The sequence below is a fragment of the Polaribacter sp. Asnod6-C07 genome (assembly GCF_045063625.1).
Classification (GTDB): domain Bacteria; phylum Bacteroidota; class Bacteroidia; order Flavobacteriales; family Flavobacteriaceae; genus Polaribacter; species Polaribacter vadi_A.
The window spans coordinates 3,144,627-3,164,447 of record NZ_JBEFOF010000005.1 but is presented as its reverse complement, the minus strand read 5'-3'; the positions used below and the strand labels follow the sequence as shown (position 1 = coordinate 3,164,447).

At 28.1% G+C, this 19,821-nt stretch carries 14 protein-coding genes; 6 read left to right on the top strand and 8 right to left on the bottom strand.

Annotation, left to right across the window (positions count from 1 at the left end; translation table 11 throughout):
- Positions 1-67: 67 nt before the first annotated feature.
- From ACJJVK_RS13715 to ytxJ, 6 genes are all read right to left on the bottom strand, one after another.
- Positions 68-1,036, bottom strand: coding sequence for a deoxyhypusine synthase family protein (locus tag ACJJVK_RS13715; protein ID WP_405566825.1), 969 nt, complete (start codon positions 1,034-1,036; stop codon positions 68-70).
- A 193-nt stretch (positions 1,037-1,229) separates the two neighbouring features.
- Complete coding sequence (locus ACJJVK_RS13710) at positions 1,230-2,765, bottom strand: GNAT family N-acetyltransferase (RefSeq protein WP_405566822.1); 1,536 nt, start codon at positions 2,763-2,765, stop codon at positions 1,230-1,232.
- A 9-nt stretch (positions 2,766-2,774) separates the two neighbouring features.
- Positions 2,775-3,719: an agmatinase gene (speB, locus tag ACJJVK_RS13705; protein WP_405566819.1), complete on the bottom strand. Its 945-nt coding sequence runs from the start codon at positions 3,717-3,719 to the stop codon at positions 2,775-2,777.
- A gap of 15 nt (positions 3,720-3,734) precedes the next feature.
- The gene (locus ACJJVK_RS13700) at positions 3,735-5,183 is read right to left on the bottom strand and encodes an arginine decarboxylase (RefSeq protein WP_405566816.1); all 1,449 of its coding nucleotides are present in this window, start codon (positions 5,181-5,183) and stop codon (positions 3,735-3,737) included.
- Between the two features lie 482 nt (positions 5,184-5,665).
- Positions 5,666-7,216 (bottom strand): DEAD/DEAH box helicase, encoded by a 1,551-nt coding sequence (locus tag ACJJVK_RS13695; RefSeq protein WP_405566813.1) that lies wholly within the window; start codon positions 7,214-7,216, stop codon positions 5,666-5,668.
- A gap of 60 nt (positions 7,217-7,276) precedes the next feature.
- Positions 7,277-7,678, bottom strand: a complete 402-nt coding sequence (ytxJ, locus tag ACJJVK_RS13690; RefSeq protein ID WP_405566789.1) for a bacillithiol system redox-active protein YtxJ — start codon at positions 7,676-7,678, stop codon at positions 7,277-7,279.
- A 186-nt stretch (positions 7,679-7,864) separates the two neighbouring features.
- Here ytxJ and clpB point away from each other — a divergent pair, with 186 nt between their 5' ends.
- Positions 7,865-10,471, top strand: coding sequence for an ATP-dependent chaperone ClpB (clpB, locus tag ACJJVK_RS13685; protein WP_405566786.1), 2,607 nt, complete (start codon positions 7,865-7,867; stop codon positions 10,469-10,471).
- Positions 10,472-10,624: 153 nt separating this feature from the next.
- A complete protein-coding gene (locus ACJJVK_RS13680) occupies positions 10,625-11,122 on the top strand; it encodes a SixA phosphatase family protein (protein WP_405566783.1) in 498 nt (165 codons plus the stop codon).
- Positions 11,123-11,297: 175 nt separating this feature from the next.
- Here ACJJVK_RS13680 and ACJJVK_RS13675 read toward each other — a convergent pair whose 3' ends face one another.
- Positions 11,298-12,026 (bottom strand): DUF6503 family protein, encoded by a 729-nt coding sequence (locus ACJJVK_RS13675; RefSeq protein ID WP_405566781.1) that lies wholly within the window; start codon positions 12,024-12,026, stop codon positions 11,298-11,300.
- Between the two features lie 101 nt (positions 12,027-12,127).
- Here ACJJVK_RS13675 and smpB point away from each other — a divergent pair, with 101 nt between their 5' ends.
- The 4 genes from smpB (at position 12,128) to ACJJVK_RS13655 (ending at position 14,901) form a co-directional block, all read left to right on the top strand.
- Positions 12,128-12,589 carry an SsrA-binding protein SmpB gene (smpB, locus tag ACJJVK_RS13670; protein WP_215995444.1) on the top strand — a complete coding sequence of 154 codons (462 nt, stop codon included), beginning with the start codon at positions 12,128-12,130 and terminating at the stop codon, positions 12,587-12,589.
- Entirely contained in the window at positions 12,582-13,160 is a 579-nt protein-coding gene (locus ACJJVK_RS13665; RefSeq protein WP_405566778.1) for a Maf-like protein, read from the top strand. The genes smpB and ACJJVK_RS13665 overlap by 8 nt, the downstream gene beginning before the upstream one ends.
- A gap of 140 nt (positions 13,161-13,300) precedes the next feature.
- Positions 13,301-14,251 (top strand): transketolase family protein, encoded by a 951-nt coding sequence (locus tag ACJJVK_RS13660; RefSeq protein WP_215995446.1) that lies wholly within the window; start codon positions 13,301-13,303, stop codon positions 14,249-14,251.
- Between the two features lie 50 nt (positions 14,252-14,301).
- The gene (locus ACJJVK_RS13655) at positions 14,302-14,901 is read left to right on the top strand and encodes a porin family protein (protein ID WP_405566774.1); all 600 of its coding nucleotides are present in this window, start codon (positions 14,302-14,304) and stop codon (positions 14,899-14,901) included.
- 72 nt (positions 14,902-14,973) lie between these two features.
- On the opposite strand, the gene ACJJVK_RS13650 is transcribed toward ACJJVK_RS13655, so the two are convergent.
- Entirely contained in the window at positions 14,974-19,713 is a 4,740-nt protein-coding gene (locus ACJJVK_RS13650; RefSeq protein ID WP_405566771.1) for a T9SS type A sorting domain-containing protein, read from the bottom strand.
- Positions 19,714-19,821: the final 108 nt, after the last annotated feature.

The window sequence follows — 19,821 nt, the reverse complement described above, 5'->3', positions numbered from 1 at the left end:
TTAATAAATTTTCAATAAGTTTTATTAGCAATATTTAAAATTAAATTTCAATAAAACATATACAGGTTTACATTTCTAATAAATATGCAAAAATTAACGGAGCTACAATGGTTGCATCACTTTCTATGATAAATTTAGGTGTATCTATATCTAATTTACCCCAAGTAATTTTTTCATTTGGTACAGCTCCAGAATAAGAACCATAACTTGTTGTAGAATCTGAAATCTGACAGAAATAACTCCAAAAAGGTGTGTCTGTTCTTTCCATATCTTGATACAACATTGGTACAACACAAATAGGAAAATCTCCTGCAATTCCTCCTCCTATTTGAAAAAATCCAATTCCGTTTTCAGAATTATTAGTATACCAATCTGCTAAAAATGTCATGTATTCAATTCCAGATTTCATGGTACTTGCTTTTAGTTCGCCTTTTAAAACATAAGAAGCAAAAATGTTTCCCATTGTTGAATCTTCCCAACCAGGAACTACAATTGGCAAGTTTTTTTCTGCGGCTGCATACATCCAAGAATCTTTGAGATCAATTTCATAATACTGTTCTAAAACACCAGACAACAACAACTTGTACATGTATTCATGTGGCAAATAACGTTCTCCATTCGCTTCTGCATCTTTCCATATTTTTACAATATGTTCTTGTATTCTTCTAAAGGCTTCTTCTTCTGGTATGCAAGTGTCTGTAACTCGGTTTAATCCTTTTTCTAATAAATCCCACTCATCTTGTGGCGTTAAATCTCTATAATTAGGCACACGTTTGTAATGAGAATGTGCTACTAAATTCATAATATCTTCTTCTAAATTTGCGCCAGTACAAGAAACAATTTGCACTTTATCTTTACGAATCATTTCTGCAAAAATCTTACCTAATTCTGCTGTACTCATTGCTCCTGCTAAAGAAACTAACATTTTAGATCCTTTATTTAATTGGTCTTCATACCCTTTTGCTGCATCTACTAAAGCAGCTGCATTGAAGTGTAAAAAGTATTTTTCTATAAAATTTGTAATCGGTTTTTTCATTTTTTTATTTTGTTTGATAAAATTTCTAAATGTTATCGATACGATTTTTCGAAAAAGAAAAATCACTCGAACTGACAGTCCTTTCTTTAAGTGATTATTTATTTACTGTCACATCGAGTAAAATTTCTATTTCAGAAATTTTGTATCGAGATGTTTTTTTATTTATTTAGAGATTTTATCGTTATTCTATTTATTAATTATTTTTTTGAAGTTTTTTAACCTCGAAGATGTCTTTTCTTCTATCTTTTAAATTACGTACACTACCAAATTGATTTAAATCTTTTAAGAGATCTAAATCTACATCAGCAATTAAAATCATTTCTGTATTTGTGGTAGCTTCTGCTTTTATTCCGTTTGCAGGAAATGAAAAATCACACGGTGTAAACACCATCGATTGTGCAAACTGAATGTCCATATTATTTACTTTTGGTAAATTCCCTACACTACCTGCAATGGCAACATAACACTCGTTTTCTATGGCTCTTGCTTGTGCACAATGTCTTACTCTAGAATATCCATTTTGCGTATCCGTTAAAAACGGGATAAATAAAATATCCATTCCTTCTTCTGCCAAAATTCTACTTAATTCTGGAAACTCAGAATCATAACAAATTAAAACTCCTATTTTACCACAATCGGTATCAAATGTTTTTAGTTGATTTCCACCTTGCATTCCCCAAACTTTAGCTTCATCTGGAGTTACATGCAATTTCTCATAACGTTCTGTACTACCATCTCTTTTACAGATATAACCTACATTATACAACAACTCCTCTTTTATTTCTGGCATACTACCCGTAATAATATTGATGTTGTATGTAATTGCTAATTCAGAAAACTTCTGAACAATTACAGGTGTATATTTAGCCAATTCTCTAATTGCTTCCGATTCTGGTAAGTGATTATTATCTGCCATTAAAGGCGCATTAAAAAACTCTGGAAACAAAGCAAAATCAGAACGATACGCAGAAACTGCATCTACAAAATATTCTGCTTGTTGCATTAATTCTTCCAAATCTTTATACAAACGCATTTGCCACTGAATCAATCCTAAACGAACTACTTTTTTCTTTGTCGCTGCTTTTTTAGATTTTTTCTCGTAATAAATATTGTCCCACTCTAATAAAACGGCAAACTCACCAGAATTTTCATCACCTTCTAAATATCCTTTTAAAATTTTTGAAGGATGAAAATCATTCGAAATTTGAAAGTTTAAAACCGGATCGTTAATTTCTTTACGCTTTACACTTTCTATATATTCTTTTGGTGATAAAGTTGCTGCATATTTATGATAATTTGGTATTCTTCCTCCAAATGCAATTCCTCTTAAGTTCTGCTTTTCTGCCAACTCTTTTCTGTAATCATACAACCTTCTACCCAAGCGTAAACCTCTGTATTCTGATTTTATAAAAACATCAATTCCGTATAAAACATCACCATTTTCGTCATGCGTATCAAACGTATAATTGTCTGTAATATCTTTGTAGGTATGCTGATCATCGAAACTATCGTAATCTAATTTGATAGACAATGCACAACCTGCTAATTCTCCATTTATTTTGATAACAACTTGTCCTTCAGGAAATTTTTCGATTAGTGTTTTAATCTGATTTTCTTTCCAATAAGAATCTGGCATGCTAGAATATGCCTGAATCATTGCAGCTTTTAACGCTTTATAATCATCTAAAGTTAAAAACTGCAATTCGATATTTTCTATATTTTTTATCATTATAGAAACTTAAAAATCGTCGTCATCATTTTTAAATTTTGATAATTTATTAAACGGATTTGAATCATTTTCATCTTCTCCATTGTCATAAGAATCATCGTTAGCAGCAAACTTATAGCTCAACATTTTGTAAAATAATTTAGCCGCTAAAAAGTCTGATGATTTCTCATTTCCGTTTGGACATAATTCTACCATATCAAAACCAACCACATTTTTTTGCTCAAAAACTTGTTTTAAAAACTCTAATGTTTCATAGTAAAATAATCCGCCAGGTTCTGGTGTTCCTGTTGATGGCATAATCGATGGATCTAAGGCATCTAAATCAAACGTGATAAAAACATTTTCTGTTAATTGGTCAATAACATCTTCCATCCAATCTTCATTTACAGCCATATCATGTGCAAAGAAAACTTTATCCAAATTCATTTCTCTTTTTTCAGAAATATCCATACTTCTAATTCCAACTTGCACTAAATTAGTTGTAGAATTCGCTTCGTAAACTGCACAAGCGTGGTTGCATTTAGAACCTTCGTATTCTTTTCTTAAATCTGCATGCGCATCAATATGTAAAACCGTTAAATTGTTAAAACACTCGTTAAAAGCTCTAATTGTACCAATAGAAATTGAGTGTTCTCCACCAAAAACAGTTACAAATTTATTTCTGTTAATGTATTTTTTAGTGATATCATGCACTGCATCTACCATTGTTTCTGGTGACGCATTCTCTGTAATAGCATCCGCTAAATAAACACCTTCTTTATACACTTCAGAATCTGTTTCTATATCGTACAGTTCCATATTTTCAGACGCTTCTAAAAAAGCTTGTGGCCCTTTATCTGCTCCTTTTTGCCAAGTACTTGTTCCATCATAAGGAACAGGAATTATAACTATTTTTGATGTTGACAGGTTTCCATATTTTTCTGAAATTCCTGCGTATGTTTTATTTGTATTCATGCTATTTTTTGAAGCTTAAATAACTTCTTCTTTTATTAATTTTTCTGATTCAATTTTACTTTCTGATAACTCTCCATAACCTAAAATAGAAAGCAATTCGCTACTTTTTTGTTGTTCTTTAAATATTTTAGTGATCAAGTTTCCTTCTTCATCTCTATCAATAATTAAATGTTTTGGATGCGGAATTAAACAGTGTTGTAATCCACCAAAACCACCAACAGATTCTTGATATGCTCCGGTATTAAAAAAGCCGATAAACAATGGGTTTTCTTTTTCATAAACCGGTAAATAAATACCATTTATGTGTTGTTCTGAATTGTAATAATCATCACTATCACAAGTTAAACCACCTAATAAAACACGTTCATATTGTTTATTCCATTTATTAATTGGCAACATTATAAAACGTTTATTAATTGCCCAAGAGTCTGGTAAAGTTGTTATAAATGAAGAGTTTATCATATTCCAGCGTTCTCTATCATTTTGTTTTTTCTGATATAAAACTTCATAAATTGCCGCTCCAGATTCGCCAACAGTAAAACTTCCAAATTCTGTAAAAATGTGAGGCACTTCTACCTCTGCTTCATCACATGCTTGTTTTATTTGATTGATAATTTCATCAATCATGTAAGCATAATCATAATCAAAAGCTAAAGAGTTTTTTATAGGAAAACCACCGCCAATATTTAAACTATCTAAACTCGGACACACTTTTTTTAGGTTGATGTAAACGTTTAAACATTTCATCAACTCGTTCCAATAATACGCGTTGTCTTTAATACCCGTATTGATAAAAAAATGTAACATTTTTAAATCAACTTGCTTATTATTAGCAATTTCACGCTCGTAAAAAGACACAATATTTTTGTATCCAATTCCTAAACGAGAAGTGTAGAATTCGAATTTTGGTTCTTCTTCTGATGCGATTCTGATACCAACATTTAGTTTTTTTTCCGTTTCATCTAATAAAAGATTTAATTCTTCGTAATTATCTATAATCGGAATTACATTTTGATGTCCAGAATTAATTAAACCACCAATATTTTTAATGTATTGATCACGTTTAAATCCGTTGCAAATTACATACGTATTGTCTTTTATTTTACCTTCTTTTTTAAGGTTATTAACAATATCAATATCAAAAGCAGATGATGTTTCTATATGAATATCATTTTTTAAAGCTTCATTTAAAATGTGTTTAAAGTGAGAACTTTTTGTACAATAACTGTAAAAGTATTGACCTTTATAATTATGTTTTTCCATACTTTCTTTAAACCAACCTTTTGCTTTGTTGATGTTTTCTGATATTTTTGGCAAGTATGTAAATTTTAACGGAGCACCATATTTTATAGCCAATTCCATTAAATTAATTCCGTGCCAAAACAATTTGTTATTTTCTGTTTTAAATTCTTCTTGAGGAAAATCGAATGTTTGTTCGATTAAATCGATGTATTTTGTATTCACTTGTATTTTTAAATTAATTGTATGATAAACCTGTCCAGACTAAAATAAAAAAAGTTTTAGAATAGAAATTATAACCCTAGAAAAAGGAAATTATCACTGTAATATTTGCAAGTAAACAACATGCAACTTAGAGAAAAGCTGCAATTCTTGAAGAAACGAAAATGGAGAAACCTTTATTTTTTCGTTGCATTTCCAAAATGCAATGTAGCCTTCATTCTCCAATAAAGAGCTACTTCCGAAATAAGAAAAACTAAACATTTTACTTAAACATAAGTGCAGTAAATGTAAATTATTTTTGAATACAAAAAACAAAATCAAAAAAAAAGTAAAAAAATAATTCATTTTTATTTTTTCCCTTTAAACATAAGGATTTCAAAACCTTATAAAGCTTAATTTTAAGTATAATCTCGTTAAAAATCTTATCTAAAATAAAATTAAAGCAAAAAAAACGCTGACTGATCAGCGTTTTGATAAAAAATATTTTATTCGTCTATTGGTGGATGACCAAAAATTTTCTCATAATCTTCATCGAAGTTTTCTCTTAAATATGAGTTTAATTTCTTCCTATAATCATCTTTTAACCAAGTTACAAAGTTGTGTGTACTTTTAGAAATACACTTTGCATATCTGTTAATTCTATCGTCTATCTCCTCTCCTAGCATTTTTGCTAAAATTAAAGCATCAAAAACATCTTCGCTATTTTCGATACACATTTTAGCATGGTGTACAATCGATTTTTCTAATACTCTTTTAGAAGATTCTCCTGAACGAATAGTATCTATGTATACTTTTTTCATATCGAAATAGGTATCTGTAGATTTTGCAAATTCTTTTTTAACATCTGCAGGCAATTCGTATCTAAATGTGCTTTCTATTTCTTCATCAGAAAGAATGGCATTTAAATAATAATCTGGAGCTCTAAACATTTTTTGCCAATCTAAATCAGCTCCCCAAGGTCCAAATCTGTAAAAGTTGTTACCTAAATCAACAACATCAAAAGTACTTTTATTCTTAAAAATACGAGAACCACGCCCAATCATCTGATAATAAAGCGTTAATGATTTGGTTGCTCTATTTAAGATAATTGCCTCAATACTAGGCTCATCAAAACCAGTTGTTAAAATACTTACAGAAGTAATGATGGCATTTGGTGTTTTATGAAACCATCTTAAAATTAATTCTCTTTCTTTTTTAGTGTTGGTATTATCTAAATGAGCAATTGGATAACCAGCTTTTTTAAATGCATGAAAAACCTGAATTGATGTATTAATACCGTTGTTAAAAATTAATGTTTTTTTACCTTTTGCTGTTTCTTCGTAAGCAGAAACTAACTTAGTAAGCATATCTGTGTTTGTATACAAATCTTCAGAAGATTTTACAGTATAATCTCCATTTGCACCAACTTCTAATGAGGTTAACCCAACATTATAAGAGTACATATTTGCTTTTGCTAAGTAATTATTATCAATTAAATCTTGAATAGATTCACCCACAAACAACTCTTGATAGTTCTCATACATTGGTAATTTAATGTTTGAGCTTAAAGGAGTTGCAGTAACACCAAGAATAAAAGATTGATCGAAAAACTTGAAAATTTTTGTAAAAGAATTGTAATGCGCTTCATCCACAATTACTAAACCAATATCAGAAATATCTAGTTTATCATCATTTAGACGATTTTTTAGCGTTTCTACCATTGCTACAAAACAATCAAAATCGTGTTGATCATCTAATTTTGCAGTAGAGTTTATTATTTTATTACTAACACCAAACTCTTTTAGCATTTTAGAAGTTTGCTTACTTAACTCAATTCTGTGAGTTAAAACCAAAACTTTCTTTTTAAAATTTGCGATATAACGTCTTACAATTTCAGAAAATATAACTGTTTTTCCACCACCAGTTGGTAACTGGTATAATAAATGATAATCTTTAGGCGCGTTCTCAAATCTATCAAAGATTTCACGAAGTGCATCTTTTTGATATCCATATAATTCTTTACCTACAACCTTATTTGAAGTATTTATTTCTGCCAAACGTATAAAAATTTAAAAAAACAAAAATAAGACTTAAATAAGGTTTAATGCAAGTTTATGTTAGATAAATCTTGATAAATCTATTAAAGTAATATCATAATGTGAAGCATTGTGTACAGAAACTCCGTTTTTAATCACTAAAAGTTGAGGAGATTGATGCATTACTTGAAATTGATAGCCTACTTCATCAGAAATATTTCTATAATTTAATAAATCTAAATAATAGACTTTAAGATTTTTATGATCTTCTGTGAATAGTTTTTCAAATTGTTTAATAACCATACTACTAATACCACATCTAGTTGAATGCTTAAATATAAGTATAGACTCAGTTTCAGATTGTTTTTTTATGTCCTCTAGTTGCTCCAATGAAGTTAATGGAAGCCAATTTAAAAAAGTTGTTTTTTCTTTTTTAGGTTCGTTACCTTCTTTTCCACTAAATAATTTATTGAATATGCCCATATAGTTTTCTAATTTTAAACAAAGATAGTAAACTTTAATCAGTCAAAAAGTCAGTATTTACTAGGTTTTTACAGACATTTTGACTTATATTATATGCAAATAACCAATGGTATTAAAATTGTTAATTATCAATTGAAAAAAGAAAATAACATTAATGTTTAAAAACATTAATTAAAAAGAAAAAAGATGAATTTTAATAATTATACAACAAAATCGCAAGAAACCATACAAATGGCGCAACAACTAGCGCAAACTTATGGTCATAATCAAATAGAAAACGAACACATTTTTAAAGCTTTAACTCAAGTTGATGAAAATGTTTTACCTTTTTTATTGAAAAAATTAAACATAAATATTGATGTTGTTACTCAAATTTTAGACAAACAATTAGAAAGTTTACCTAAAGTTTCTGGAGCAGAATTAATGCTTTCTAGAGAAGCAGGAAAAAGTTTAAACGAAGCATCTATCATTGCTAAAAACATGAAAGATGATTATGTTTCTATTGAGCATTTAATTTTAGCAATTTTTAAATCAAAATCTAATATTGCTCAAGTTTTAAAAGACCAAGGAGTTACAGAAAAACATTTAAAGGCGGCTATAGAAGAATTAAGGAAAGGAGAAAGAGTAACCTCTCAATCTCAAGAAGAAACTTACAATTCATTAAATAAGTTTGCTAAAAACCTAAACGATTTAGCAAAAAACGGAAAATTAGATCCTGTTATTGGTAGAGATGAAGAAATACGTAGATTATTACAGATTTTATCACGTAGAACCAAAAATAATCCGATTTTAGTAGGTGAGCCAGGAACAGGTAAAACCGCAATTGCAGAAGGTTTAGCACACAGAATTGTAGATGGTGATGTACCTGAAAATCTAAAAGACAAATTAATTTTTTCTTTAGATATGGGTGCTTTAATTGCAGGTGCAAAATATAAGGGAGAATTTGAAGAACGTTTAAAAGCAGTTATCAAAGAAGTGACTACTTCTGATGGTGATATTGTTTTATTTATTGATGAAATTCATACTTTAGTTGGTGCTGGAGGTGGACAAGGTGCAATGGATGCAGCAAATATTTTAAAACCTGCTTTGGCTCGTGGAGAATTACGTGCAATTGGAGCCACTACACTAGATGAATATCAAAAATATTTTGAAAAAGATAAAGCTCTTGAACGTCGTTTTCAAAAGGTTTTAGTTGATGAACCAGATACAGAAAGTGCAATTTCTATTTTAAGAGGTATTAAAGAAAAGTATGAAACGCATCATAAAGTGCGTATTAAAGACGAAGCAATCATTGGGGCTGTAGAATTATCGCAAAGATATATTACCAACCGTTTTTTACCAGATAAAGCTATTGATTTAATGGACGAAGCTGCTTCTAAATTACGAATGGAAATCAACTCTAAACCAGAAGAATTGGACGTTTTAGATCGTAAAATAATGCAATTAGAGATTGAAATTGAAGCTATTAAACGTGAAAAAGATGAAGTAAAGTTAAAATCTTTACGTTCTGATTTGGCAAATATTAAAGAAGAACGTAATGAAATTAATGCAAAATGGAAATCTGAAAAAGAAGTTGTAGATAACATTCAGAATGCAAAAATTAATATTGAGAACTTTAAAATTGAAGCTGAAAAAGCAGAACGTGAAGGTAATTATGGTTTAGTTGCAGAATTGCGTTATGGAAAAATTAAAAAAGCACAAGAAGATTTAGAATTTTTGCAGAATAACTTACAAGAAAATCAGTCTGAAAAATCTTTAATTAAAGAAGAAGTTACATTAGATGATATTGCAGAAGTTGTAGCAAAATGGACAGGAATACCTGTTACAAAAATGATACAATCTGAACGTGAAAAATTATTGTTTTTAGAAAATCAATTACATAAAAGAGTTGTTGGACAAGAAGAAGCAATAGTAGCAGTTTCTGATGCTGTAAGAAGATCTAGAGCTGGTTTACAAAACCCAAATAAACCAATAGGTAGTTTCTTATTTTTAGGAACAACAGGTGTTGGTAAAACAGAATTGGCAAAAGCGTTAGCAGAATACTTGTTTGATGATGAAAATGCAATGACAAGAATTGATATGAGTGAATATCAAGAACGCCATTCTGTAAGCAGATTAGTTGGAGCGCCTCCAGGATACGTTGGTTATGATGAAGGAGGACAATTAACAGAAGCTGTAAGAAGAAGACCTTATTCTGTGGTGCTTTTAGATGAAATAGAAAAAGCGCATCCAGACACATTTAATATTTTGTTACAAGTTTTAGATGAAGGTAGGTTAACAGACAATAAAGGTAGAATTGCAGATTTTAAAAACACTATTATTATAATGACTTCTAATATGGGAAGCCATATAATTCAGGAGAAGTTTGCAGATCCAAAAGCGGATTTAGAAGCTGTAACAGAATTAGCTAAAATTGAAGTTCTAGGCTTATTAAAACAATCTGTAAGACCAGAATTTTTAAACAGAATTGATGATGTAATTATGTTTACACCTTTAAATCAATCTGATATATTTGAAATTGTAAAATTACAAATAGAACATTTAAAGAAAATGATTGGCAAACAAGAAATTACCTTAGATGCTACTGATGAAGCAATTGCATATTTAGCTAAAAAAGGTTATCAACCAGAATTTGGTGCAAGACCTGTAAAAAGAGTAATTCAGAAAGAAGTTTTAAATAAGCTTTCTAAAGAAATTTTATCGGGTAAAGTTACTACAGATAGTATTATTTTATTAGATGCTTTTGATGATGAGTTGGTATTTAGAAATCAATCTGATTTGGTAGAACATTAATTATACAATTAAGTTTAAAGTAAAATTATTAAAATTGAGATTGCTTTAATCCTATCAAAAATGATTATAAATTAAGGGGAGTTCAGAAAAAGTGGTGTTTTAAAAAACACCGCTTTTTCTTTTTTAACTATATTCGTTTTAAAACTAAACTTAATGAAAAATTATTTCTTGCTTTTTGTAGTTGCAATAAGCTTTTTAACATCTTGTTCTTCTAATGATACCACAACTTATTATTTAATTCGTCATTCAGAAAAAGATAGAACAAATATGATGAATGCAAATCCGCATTTAAATTTTGAAGGCGAAAAAAGAGCTCAAAAATGGTCTAATTATTTTGCTGATATTAAACTAGATGCAGTATATTCTACTAAATATTTTAGAACTGTAGAAACTGCTACTCCAACTGCAAAAACAAAAGAATTAGACATAAAATATTACGATCCTAGTTTTTTGTTTGATTCTATTTTTCAGGTAGAAACTCATGGAAAAACTGTTTTAGTTGTTGGGCACAGCAATACAACTCCTAGTTTTGCTAATAAAATTTTAGGTGAAGAAGTTTATCAAAACATGGATGATAATGATAATGGAAGTCTTTATAAAGTTACTGTAAAAGGTAATGAAAAAACCAAACAAATTATAAAAGTAAATTAAAACAAACTAGGGTTGCAAACAAGTTTAGCCCTGATTGAAGCATTTGTCTGAGCTCTTTTTTAGTTGTAGATTCGAGTAAATTTGCTTTTTCTGCAAATTTGTATCGAGAACACAACTAAAAAAAGCGAGTGCGAAAAGCAGGAAATAGCTTCTAAAAAATTGCTTAATATCCTTTTTACTCAAAAAGCTTAACTTCAATATCTTTTAAAACAATTTCTGAAACCTTTTTTAATTGATTGTTTTCGAAAGCTTTATCAATATTAATTAAAGTAATTTTATTGTCTAAAGGTTTGTAATTGTGGTAATCTACAAAACGAACTCCATTTTTGGTACATTGTTCTTTTAAAACCCTAAAACGTTTTCCACCTCCATTTGTGTGATACGAATATGCCAAATAATCTACCAAAAAATCATCTTTTCCAATCCAATAAATAAAAACATCTTCAAAGTCTTCTCCTCCTCCATTTTCAGAAAAAGTAATTTCTATTTTATAATAGTCTTTATTTTTTATGGTTGATGATGCTAACATTTTTTTATGAACAGCTTTATCATTTAAACCAAAAGGCAAAACCGAAAAATAATGCACCGAATTTACAGCATTACTTTGTACTCTTATTGTTGCTGAATCTATTTCTGCAATATTACCATCAATAGTTCTAATAAAACCATCATTGTTCAATTCATCAGTAATCATATCAAATTTTCTTGATAAACTAAATTTTCCGTTATTTCTAATGGCATTATATTCTTTATCTCTAAAAATGAAATTAATTTCAGAATTTGCTACTAAATCTGCACCTGAATATAAAATGGTTTTATCAATAATTTCTTGCGCTGTTAATTTTTTTTCAGTGGGTTTACAAGAAACTGTAATTATCAATATAAAAAGAATACAATATTTCATTAAGTTTTGTTTCATTTGGTCTATAAATAGACATCAAAATTACATTTCTTTGACCAAAGTAAAAATGTATCTTTGTATAAATTTAAAATTTAACTGTAATAGTGCAGAAAAAAATAAACATACAAAATAAAAAAGCGCGTTTCGAATTCGAAATTCTTGATAAATATGTAGCTGGAATTCAATTAACAGGTACAGAAATAAAATCGATAAGATTAAGTCAGGCAAGAATTACAGAGAGTTTTTGCGAATTTAATGATAGAGGAGAATTGTTTATCATAAATATGTACATACAAGAATATATGTATGGCCATCATTTTAATCATAACCCAAAAAGCGAACGCAGATTACTCTTAAATAAGCGCGAATTACGAAGCTTAAAAAAAGATGTTGAAGCCAAAGGAAACACAATTGTTCCTTTAAAATTGTTTATCAACGATAGAGGTTTTGCAAAATTAGAAATTGCTTTAGCCAAAGGAAAACAAACACATGATAAACGAAATGTTATTAAAGATAGAGATAACAAACGAGATTTATCAAGAATAAAGAAAAGCTTTAATGCTTAAAGAAAAATTAAAAAACTACAATATAATTCTTGCTTCTGGCTCACCAAGAAGACAGCAATTCTTTAAAGATTTAGACATCGATTTTACAATTGATGTAAAAAAAGTAGATGAAATTTATCCTGATAATCTAAAAGGAACAGAAATTACTGATTATTTAGCTGATTTAAAAGCAAAAGCATTTACAAATTTATCAGAAAAAGATGTATTAATTACTTCTGATACCATTGTTTGGCTAAATAATGAAGCTCTTGGTAAACCAAAAAATGCAGCAGATGCATTTAAAATGCTTAGAAAATTATCTGGTAAAAAACACCAAGTAATTACTTCTATCAGTATAAAAAACATTCATTTTCAAAAGATTATAAATGATGTAACTACGGTTTCTTTTAAAGAACTTTCTGACGAAGAAATTAATTATTACATTAAAAATTACAAACCTTTTGATAAAGCTGGTGCTTATGGCATTCAAGAATGGATTGGTTTTATTGCTATTGATAAAATGGAAGGCAGTTATTTTAATGTAGTTGGCTTACCAATTCATAAACTTTACCAAGAATTTATGAAATTGTAAATTAATATCTCGTTTTAATGATAGATTATTAATTTTCATTAAAAAATATTTTTAAAAGTCTTTATTCTAAAGTCTATTTTCTTCTCTAAAGAAAAATAAAAGTTTATTTTTACGCAAAATTTTACAATACAATTATTACAATGAAAAAATATACGTACACAGAAAAAAAAGATACACGTTCTGGTTTTGGTGATGGTTTAACAGAATTAGGTAGAACAAACCCAAACGTAGTTGCTTTATGTGCTGATTTAGTGGGTTCTTTAAAAATGGCTGACTTTATTAAAGAAAACCCAGAAAGGTTTTTTCAAATTGGTATTGCAGAAGCAAATATGATGGGTATTGCTGCAGGGATGACTATTGGAGGTAAAATTCCTTTTACAGGTACTTTTGCAAACTTTTCTACAGGTCGTGTGTACGATCAAATTCGTCAATCTATTGCTTATTCAAATAAGAATGTAAAAATTTGTGCTTCTCACGCAGGTGTAACTTTAGGTGAAGATGGAGCAACACACCAAATTTTAGAAGATATTGGTTTAATGAAAATGTTACCTGGAATGACAGTTATTAATCCTTGTGATTATAACCAAACAAAAGCTGCTACTATTGCAATTGCAGATTTTGATGGACCTGTTTATTTACGTTTTGGTAGACCAAAAGTGCCAATTTTTATGCCAGAAGGTGAGTTTGTAATTGGTAAAGGAATTCAGTTAACAGAAGGTACAGATGTAACTATTGTTGCAACTGGTCATTTAGTTTGGGAATCTTTACAAGCTGCAGAACAATTAGAAGCTGAAGGTATTTCTGTAGATGTAATTAACATACACACTATAAAACCTTTAGACGAAGAAATTATCTTAAAATCTGTTGCAAAAACTGGTTGTATAGTTACAGCAGAAGAACATAACAAATTAGGAGGTTTAGGAGAAAGTGTTGCTAGAACTTTAGCATTAAACACCCCTACTCCACAAGAATTTGTTGCAACTGATGATACTTTTGGTGAATCTGGTACTCCAGATCAATTAATGGCAAAATATGGTTTAGATGCAGCTGCTGTAATTAAAGCTGTTAAAAAAGTAATTTCTAGAAAATAATAACGTTTTTGTTTTTAAAAGCGTCTTTATATAAACTAAAATTAAAAATTATGAAAAAAGTAATCGTATTCATGTTATTGGCTTTCGGATTAAGCCAAACTTCTAACGCTCAAATTCAATTTGGTGTTAAAGGTGGTGTAAACTACAACTCAAACTCTATTAAAGAAACTAGTACAGATGTTTTTAACGGAGCTAAAAGCAAAACTGGTTATCATGCAGGTATTTGGTTACGTGCCAAATTACCTATTGTTGGTTTTTATATTAGACCAGAATTGGTGTATACCAACTTAGAAAATGAAGTTTATTACACACAAGCTGGGAAAACTACTACACACACTTTTCAAAAAATTGATATTCCTGTTTTGTTAGGAAAAAAGATTTTTGGAATTGGTAATGTTTTTATTGGTCCTTCTTTTCAATATATTTTAGATTCTGATTTTGGAATTGAAGACATTAAAAATGTAGATGCTGATGGATTTACTGTTGGTTTACAATTTGGTGGTGGAATTGAATTTGGTAAATTAGGTATTGATGTTCGTTGGGAAAGAGGTTTCTCTGATGTAGAATCTTCTTTTGTAGGTAATTTAGGAAACGTAGAATACGATACAAGAGTAAATCAAATTATTGTTGGATTATCTATTCAGTTATAAAAGATTAAATTTATATCATAAAAAAAAGAGGAAAACGTAATGTTTTCCTCTTTTTTTGTGCTTTACAATTACTTATTCTTTTATCAATTTAGTATTAATAAAACCTTGATCTGTATTTATTTTCACAAAGTATATCCCTTTTGATAAAGTATTAATATCAACTAGATTACTCTTTGTTTTTATGATACTTTTACCTACTAAATTATAAATTTCAATAGATTTTAAGGTTAAACCATTAGTTAATGAAACTTCAAAATTTGTACTTGCTGGATTTGGGTAGATAGCAATATTTTCTTTTAAAAAGTTTTCTGTTGATAAAACTGTTTTAGGACAATAAGTATTATAACTAGCTGTGCTGTCTTTTTTCCAGTTTGTATTTCCTTCTGCATCCAATATATCATCAACTTGAATACAACTTAAATTAGGATTCCCTGTTGCATCCAAAGTAATAATGCTAGAATTTGAATTATTATTAAGATTTAAATAAGTTAATCTATTATTAGAAACAATAAGCTCTGTGATACTTGTAATTTCTGTAATGTCTATTTCTTCTATTAAATTATTAGCAACATTTAATTTTTTAATTCCGTTAGAATTTCTAGAAAATGTTCTTTTTTCTCCTGTAATTCTAGAACTAACTACAACTGTTGGGCTAGTTAATAAACTACTAATATCTGTAATACTATTCCCAGAAATATTTATACTAGCAGCGTTAGAAAATGCTTCTAAACCTGTAGCATCAGTAATATTTTGTCCACTTAAATCTAAATCACCAGTAAATGATTGTGCTTCTTCATAAGTAATAACTCCATCTCCATCATCATCTAAACCAGCAATGGAATTTAATGAGCTTTCTAAATTAGTGTCTTCTGTATACACTTCCCAAACAGAATCACAATCTGTGCTATAAGTTGCTGTTGTATCTTTATTTAACCAATTATCATTAGCATAAGTAACATTATCAACAGAAATACACGTTAAATTTTCGTTTCCTGTAATATCAAAATTTGTAATTGCTGTGTTATTTCCGTTTCTTAAAACAGCTCTTTCTAAAAGGTTATTATTGATAATTAAGGTTTCTAAATTTGTATTTTTATTTATATCAATATTTACAATTTTATTGTCGTTGGCAACTAATTCAGTTAAAAGTACGTTTTTAGATAAATTGATACTTGTAAATTCGTTTTCGTTCATCAACAAGCTTGTTAAACTTGTATTTTTAGAAATATCTAAAGACGTAATTTTTGTTTTAAAGACATCTATTCTTTCTAATAAAACATTTTTAGAAACATCTAAACTTGTTATATCTGTTTCTCCTAATCTAATATCATATAATTTAGGATTATTGGTAATGTCTAAAGTTGTTATTTGAGTATCAGAAACATATAATCTTTGTAGTTTTGGCAACATACTAACATCTATTGTTGTTATTGCAGTTTGCCACAAATGGATTCTATTTAATTCTAAATTATTTGAAAAATCTATTGCTGATAAATTAAAATTCCAGTCTAATTGTAATTCTTCTAAATTAGTATTTGTGGCTAAATCTATAACTGTTAACTCGTTTATATTTAACCAAATTTTCTTTAAATTAATATTTTTTGATACATCAATAGAAGCAATTTTATTATCATAAGCAAATAAATTTTCTAAGTTAGTAAGCATAGAAACATCTAAACTTGATAAATTATTGTTACTTATATTTATAGTCTGTAATACTGTATTATTAGATAAATCTAGATTTGTTAAACTATTTTCGTCTATACTTAACCAAGTAAGTTTTGTGTTTTTTGATAAATCTACAGTTGTTAAATTATTATTACTAACATCTAGACCTGTAATATTTATAAAAGCTTCAATTCCTGTTAAGTCAGATATATTTAAACTTTCTCCTTTATCAATATCTTGATGTATTGCTTCTGCTTCAGATACTTGAATTTCATTATCTCCATTTGTATTTATAAAAGTATCAGCCAATAAAGCTGCTTTCATATTAACATCTGGTATGTAAACTACTGCCTCATTACAATCTGTTTTAAAAATGGTTTGAGCGTCTTTTTGAGTCCAGTTTGTTGTTGAATAGGCAACATCATCAACCTGAATACAAGTTAAATTTGGATTATTTGAAGCATCAAAATATGTTGAATTGCTATTATTACCATTTTTTACATTTAATGATGTTAGTAGATTATCATTACAACTAAAGGAAAGTAAATTGATATTATTAGAAACATCTAAATCTGTTAATTTATTATTTGCAGTTCTAAAATCGCTTAAATCTGGCAACAAACTTACATCTATACTTGGTAATAAATTATTGTAAATATCTATTCTTACTAATTTTGTATTTGTTGACAAATCAATACTAGACAACTGATTATCTGAAGCATATAACCAATTTAACTCTGTGTTATTTGATAAATCTAAACTCGTTAACTGATTTTCATGTACAAATAAATCTTTTAAATTTAATAGCATTGAAACATCTACAGCTGTAAACTGATTTCGCATAATTCCAAAACGTACTAAAGCAGTATTATTAGAAACATCTATTGTAGTTAATTGGTTATCATTTAAAAACAAATTGGTAAGTGATGTATTTTGAGATAAATCTACAGAAGTAATTTCATTATAAGCAGCCTCAATAGACACTAAATTAGACATTGCTTCAATACCTGTTAAATTTGTTATTTTATCTATAGCGTCTACAGTTTTTGATAATTTTAAGCTATCAATTGCCTGTGCTTCAGATAAAAGGATATTTCCATTTAGTCCATTAGTATCCCAGCCTAAATCTATTAAATTTTGTTCAAAATTGGTATCTGGAATTGCTACATAAGGAGAAGAACAATCTGTAGTAAAAAAAGATTGTTCATCTATATTAGTCCAGTTTGTATTAGAAAAATCAACATCATCAACCTGAATACAAGTTAAATCAGGATTGTTTGTAGCATCAAAATTAGTAAAGTTTATATTGTTCCCATTTTTAATATTTAGAGCTGTTAATAAATTATCATTACAAGTAAAAGCATGTAAATTTGGGTGTGTAGAAACATCTATAGTATCTAATTTATTATTATTTAAATACAATTCTTCTAATAAGGTGTTTTTAGAAATATCTACAGTTGTTAGGTTATTTTGACCTAATAAAAGTTGTGTTAGTTTTATGTTTTTAGAAACATCTACATTGTCTACATTACAATTGGTTAAATCGATTCTAGTTAATTCAGTATTATTAGAAAAGTCATAAGTTGGTATTGTTGGGTTACCATTTGATCTAAAATCGTATAATTTTAAATTTTTAGAAATATCTATGGTTGATAAATTAGTTTCAGAAACATACAACCTTTCTAAATTGTCTAAATGAGTTACATCTAAAGTAGAAATTGCAGTTTTCCATAAATGGATTCTATATAAATTTAAATTATTAGATAGGTCTATGGCAGCTAAATTATAGTTCCAATCTAATTCTAATTCTTCTAAATTGGTATTTTTAGAAATATCTAAAGTACTGATGTTATTTATATTTAACCATAACTTTTTTAATGCTAAATTATTAGTTACATCTATTTCAGATATTTGATTTATACCTGCATACAGCGTTTCTAAACTTATTAAAGATGAAATATCTAAGGCTGTTAGTTGATTGTTATCTATACTTAAAAAGTTCAGTTTAGTATTGTTAGATAAATCCACAGAAGTTAAGTTATTATTTCTAACAATTAAAGCTGATACATTTTTAAAAGCCTCTATACCAGTTAAACTATCAATATTTAAAGACTCTAAAGTTATATTGCCAGTTACAGCTTCTGCTTCTGTAACCTGAATTTCTGTATCTCCATTTGTATTTATAGTATTATCTGCAACTAAAGCAGTTTTCATATTATAATCAGTAAAATTTACAGTTGCAGGGATAGCACAATCTGTATTAAAAATAGATTGTGAATCTTTACTTGTCCAATTTGTATTAGAAAAAGCAACATCATCAACCTGAATACAAGTTAAATCTGTATTATTGGTAGCATCAAAATAGGTGAAATTAGAATTATTACCATTCTTAACATTTAACACTTCTAAATCATTACTATTTGCATTAAACGCAAATAATTTACTGTTATTAGAAATATCTAAATGCGATAATTGATTATTAGCTACCCTTAAATCTTCTAAATCTACTAACATAGAAACATCTATAGTTGTTAGTAAATTATTATAGATGTCTATTCTTTTTAGTTTTGTGTTATTCGATAAATTTATTGTTGATAACTGATTATTAATTGCATACAGCCATTCTAATTCTTTGTTATTTGTAATATCTAAACTTGTTATTAGATTTTCAAATACAAATAAATCTACCAAATTAACCAACATAGATACATCTATTTCAGTAATTTGATTTCTCATAAACCCAAATCGTTTTAATGCTAAATTCTTAGAAACATCAATACTTGTTAATAAATTATCGTTTAAAAACAAATTACTTAAAAGTTCATTTTTTGATAAATCTACTGAAGAAAGTTCATTAACTCCTGCTTCTAAAGAAACCAAATTAACCATAGCCTCTATACCTTCTAAACTTTTAATTTTAGCGGTAACATTTGGTAATTTGGTATTGTTTAATGGGTCTTGAATATCTAAACTGTCTATAAGAACAGCATCACTCTCTAATAGAGAACCATTTAATCCATCAGTATCCCATCCTAAATCTATTAAGGATTGTTCAAAATTTGTATCTGTAATTAAAACATTTTGAGAAATAAGATGATTACTCAAAAACAAGAATACTATAATAAAAAGTAATTTTATTTTCATTATTAATAGTTTATAGTTAATAAATTTGTATAAATTGAAATTTAACTTCAAATATTAACAAATAAATAATTATAAACAATACCTACTTCTAGGTATTTTTTAATGAAA